This is a genomic window from Mycobacterium sp., from assembly GCF_049281135.1.
In the GTDB taxonomy this organism is placed as follows: Bacteria; Actinomycetota; Actinomycetes; order Mycobacteriales; family Mycobacteriaceae; genus Mycobacterium.
In genome coordinates this window covers 1-4745 of the sequence record NZ_JBAPRN010000840.1, presented here as the reverse complement: position 1 = coordinate 4745, position 4745 = coordinate 1, and the positions used below count along the sequence as shown (strand labels likewise).

General features: G+C 61.9%; 4 protein-coding genes. All 4 read right to left on the bottom strand.

The features are described 5' to 3' along the window. Positions 1 to 67: 67 nt before the first annotated feature. The gene (locus tag WAN02_RS33445; protein WP_422269645.1) at positions 68 to 1354 is read right to left on the bottom strand and encodes a glycosyltransferase; all 1287 of its coding nucleotides are present in this window, start codon (positions 1352 to 1354) and stop codon (positions 68 to 70) included. A 7-nt stretch (positions 1355 to 1361) separates the two neighbouring features. Next, positions 1362 to 2354, bottom strand: coding sequence for an NAD-dependent epimerase/dehydratase family protein (locus WAN02_RS33440; RefSeq protein ID WP_422269644.1), 993 nt, complete (start codon positions 2352 to 2354; stop codon positions 1362 to 1364). Positions 2355 to 2398: 44 nt separating this feature from the next. Continuing rightward, positions 2399 to 3781 (bottom strand): nucleotide sugar dehydrogenase, encoded by a 1383-nt coding sequence (locus tag WAN02_RS33435; RefSeq protein WP_422269643.1) that lies wholly within the window; start codon positions 3779 to 3781, stop codon positions 2399 to 2401. Between the two features lie 149 nt (positions 3782 to 3930). Beyond that, on the bottom strand, positions 3931 to 4722 hold the full coding sequence (locus tag WAN02_RS33430; RefSeq protein ID WP_422269642.1) for a phthiotriol/phenolphthiotriol dimycocerosates methyltransferase: 792 nt from the start codon (positions 4720 to 4722) through the stop codon (positions 3931 to 3933). Between the last annotated feature and the right edge of the window lie 23 nt (positions 4723 to 4745).

Here is a 4745-nt window from a genome sequence, read left to right as displayed (position 1 = left end):
CAGTCACGGATAGTTATCGCGGAATGCCCCAACTGATTCGGCCTTTGGGAAATGTGGCCGGTGCTAGTCACGACCCACCGTCTTTGACCACGCCAACACGCTTGAGGCGCGCGAAGTCTTCTATCAGATCAGCTGTGGCCGAGACACTTTCGGCGGGTGTGGTCATCTGGGTGGCGACATCGCGGGCCCGGGCGACGCATGCGGGGGCCAGGATCTGCCGCAGGTCCGCTACCAGCGACTCTTGGGTGACGCTCGAAAACCGCCGCATGGTACCGGCTTTCAGCCGTTTGACGAAAGCTCCCCGCATCTGCCGATCGGGCGTAGCCCAGAGGACCAAGGTGGGGACCCCGGCGCGCAGGCCCGCGGCCGTGGTGCCGGCACCGCCGTGGTGCACGACCGCGCGGCAGGCGGGAAAGATCGCCGCGTAATTCATCGAGCCCACCACCTTGACGTGATCGCCATAAGGGATTTCGCTGAAGTCGCTCAAGCCGGCGCAGATCAACGCCCGCTCACCTAACTGCGTGCAAGCTGCACTAATCATGGCGATCGTGTCGGCCGCAGCATCGATCTCCATGCTGCCAAACCCAAAGCAAATCGGCGGCGTCCCCGCGGCAATCCACGATGCGACCTCCTCGTCCGCCTCCGTCGGTAACTCCATAGTCAGCGTGCCGACAAAAGGCCGCTGGCCACCCCATTTCGCCCATTCCGCTGCCAGTCCGGGAAAGCACACCGCGTCATAAGCCTGGATTTCGAGCGCTCCGCGCTCGGTGACACGTTGTGAGGCAGGGCCGGAGGCCTTCGGCAGGCCCAGCTCTCGGCGCTGCGCTTTCTCGAAGCTGCCGAGCAGGCCCAAAGCTAGCCACCAGTATGCGGTTACCAAAAATCGGCTCAGCGCCGCCGGCAGGTACGGCATGAGCTGGCCGTTGGGCCGTATTGGGAAGTAATGCAGCGTGGCCAATGGAATGCCGTAATACTCTGCGATGTTCGCGGCGCCGTCCTCAAAAACCAGGCCGGTGATTATCAGATCGGCTCCATCGGCCTCGGACATCAGCGTCTTGCTCATTTCCGACCAGCCCTGGGTTGAGAGCTCCCAGTTTTCGCGCCACAACCTGGGCAGATCCTTGACCTGGCGCGGGAAATCCTTGAACAGGTTCGTGCCGAGCTCCTTGTCCAGCACGGCCTGTGAATCCGGTCCGTAGGCGACGGCCGCAAGCCCAGCCGCCTCAGCGAAGCCAATGTGATCGGGCGGGACGGCTATACGCACGTCATGCCCTCGGCGCAGGAGCTCGCGGCCGACGACGACGGAGGGTTCGACATCGCCACGAGTTCCATAGGCTGTCAGCACAAATTCCATCGTGGCGTCACTCCTGCGGGTCTTTGAGATACCAAGGGTTGGCCCGCGCCCAATTGATGGTGCGCCGGATCCCTTCTTCGACGTCGACTTGGAGGCGCCATCCCAGTTCCCGTTGTGCTTTGGTTGAGTCCGGGATACGACGAGGGATGTCCTCGTAACGTCCCCCGTAAAGTGCTGCAGTATCAACAGTTTCGGCCGCAGACACCGACTCGACATCGGCGATCTTGATCGCCAGCTCGACAACGTCACGCATCGTCGTCTCGGTCATGCTCCCGATATTGAAGGCCTCACCGATTGCCGCATCACTCCCGGACGCGAGCAAGGTGCCGACGACGGCGTCATCGATGTAGGTGAAGCACCGCGACTGGTCGCCGGAGTCATACAGCAACGGCTGGTGGCCGTTGAGTATCCGGTGAATGCTCTTCGAGACCACGAATATGGGATTCTGCCGCGGGCCATACACATTGAAATAGCGAACTACCGTCACCGGCAATCCGTAGGCGTCGTGCATCGCGAAGACAAGATGTTCGGCCATGGCCTTGCTGGTGCTGTAGCTCCACCGCGCTGTCCTTGTCGAACCGACAACGCGATCGTCGTCCTCCGCAAACGGCGGGTTGGGGTTCTTGCCAAACACCTCAGACGTGCTGGCGAACACGACGCGTGTTCCGTGCCGGTGGCTCAGTTCAAGGACGTTACGGGTACCGGTCACATTGACATCGAGGACCCGAAGCGGATCGTTGAGATAGTTCTTGACACCAACGACCGCGGCCAGGTGGAAGACTATATCGACGCCGGGGGTAAAGGCTTCTTCAAGTGCGGTCAGATCAGTGACGTCGCCTTGCACGAACCGGAAGCTGGAATGCCGGTCAAAGTCAATGCTGGTGTCGCGCATGTTCTTTGCGAAGTCGAAGACAGTGACTGAATCTCCGCGGTCCAGCAATGCGGACACCAGGTGCGATCCGATGAAGCCGTAGCCGCCTGTCACGACGACATTTCTCATGAAAGCTCTTTCATTTCTTGGGTTTACGTTCGCCGATCGACCGATTACCGGCCGATACCCTTATAGACAAAGCCGGCGGCGCGCACTGCCGCTGGGTCAAAGCTGTTCCGGCCATCGAGGAATACGCACCTGGCCGACGCCAGCTCCGCGAGCTGGGACAGCGGGGTTTGGTGGAACTGTCGATGGCCCGCAAGTACCACCAAGGCGTCGGCACCCTCGACCGCCGTCTCGATGTCTGCGGTCAAGGGGACATTCGTCACCGTGACGGCGTCTTCAACGCCCACCCACGGATCATGAATCGAAAGCTCACAACCGGACTCCTCGAGCAGGCTGACCACGTACTTAGTGGGTGTGAGGCGGCAGTCGCCGGTGTTGTTCTTGAACGCGATGCCCAGCACGGCGATTCGGCTGGCCTCGATGGACTTTCCCTGATCGGCGAGTAAATCCTTCAGCAGTCCGTAGGTGTAGGCCGGCATCGTGTCGTTAACGGTTCTGGACGTCCGCGGAATTGCCAAGTCCAACCCGAGGGACTGGCCTAGGTGGTTGACGAACCACGGATCCTTCGTCAAGCAGTAGCCGCCAACGCCCATGCTCGGCCTCAATATGTTCGTATCGCGGCCCCCCTTCGGCATCGTGTTGGCGGCCTCGATGACTTGAAGGGCGTCCATCCCGAGCCGGTCGCACACCTTGGCCAGCTCGTTCGCCAGCGCGACGTTGAGGTCCACCCAAAGGTTGTCCGCAAGCTTGACCATCTCGGCGGTCCGCGGATTGTCGACGATGACGGATTCCACCCCAAGAGCGTGCCGCCACAGCGTGGCGCAGGCGCGTGCGCTGCGCTCATCGACGGCACCGACCACGACAGGAATAGACGTCAGCTCGTGGATGGCTTGGCCTTCGGCGAGCCGCTCCGGGCAAAACGCCAACCCGAAGTCCACCCCGGCCCGTAGCCCCGAAGTATCTTCGAGGATCGGCCGAACGAGGGTTTCCGTGGTGTCCGGCGGCACCGTGCTCTTGAGGATGACGATGTGACCGCGCTGCAGATGCTCTCCCAAGGCCCGCGCCGCCGCCTTGATGTCGTCGACGATCGGCTCGTAGTCCGGACCAAGCGGCGTACCGACGTTGACGATGATGAACTCGTTGTCCGCGATAGCGCTGAAATCCGTCGTGGCGCGCAGACGACCGACCCGCACGTTATTGGCCACCAGCTCGCTCAGCCCAGGCTCAGCCACCGTGGTCTTGCCGAGGTTGATCTCGTCGACGACGCTCTGGCGCACATCGATCCCCGTCACAGGCCAGCCACGGTCTGCCAGCACCGCACCAATCACTGTGCCGATGTAACCGAAGCCGACAACTGCGATCCCCGATCGCATGCCGCGCACCAAGAGGTCGATCTCAGCGTCGCTGCGCCCGAACGCGCCTTTACGCATCGCGGAACCTAACCCTTCAGTCCCCCGTGCGCGTTTGTGACATGCAAGCGGGCCCCCGCTAACGGCTAACTTGCGGGAAGTTTAATCCAACACCCGTGCAATAGGACCTGGAATCCGGAACTTTTGGCCTCGGAACGGGGGACGCCGCCTCATGCCTTGGCGAAGAGGTACATCCGGTACGAGACCCCGCCGCTTTGCAGGATCCTTTCCACCATCCCGGCCATCCAAGGTGACCACCGCGCCTGGAGGTCGCTTTCGGCAAAGCTGGTGTGCGGCGATCGATCGCGTCCGAGCCGCATTCCGCGGCACAGCTCCGGATTGATCTCGCGCTGCGAAAGCATCTGCATCGGCGCCCTGGCCAGGTCCGCCTCCCACGCGGCAACACGGTCGCGGGGTCGAAGATCGCAGTACAGGAAATGCCCTCCGGGGCGCAGCACGCGCTCAACTTCACTGAGGAAACGGGGAAAGTTGGGGTAGCAGTGCGAGGATTCGACATTGAGCACCGCGTCGAAGGATTGGTCAACGAAAGGCAGATCCTCGGCGTCGCCTTGCACGAAGTCCAGGCCCGCGACGTTGTGCCGCTTTTGGCAGAAGGCGATACCGGTCGGGTTCAAGTCCAGCCCGGTATAGGAGGCCGGGTGCTGGGTGCGCATGAGGTATGAGCCTCCGCCGCCGTGGCCACAACCCACCTCAAGCACCTGTTTGCCGCTGAGATCCGTCTGGGTCGCAGTGGCGTGATACAGCTGGATGCAGTACCGATTGGGCTCGTCGGCGGCTTCCAGCGGCAGGGCCATCGGCGGATCCTGCTCATACGCCCAGTTGAAGAACACACAATCTTCGCTGTCGGTTCGACGCGAGATGTCGCGGTAAATATATTTCTGCACCTTCTGGTGCAGCTTCCAGGTGATCGGGTGGACAAACACGCGGTCTTTGACGGCCATGGGCGGAGTGTATTGTACGCATG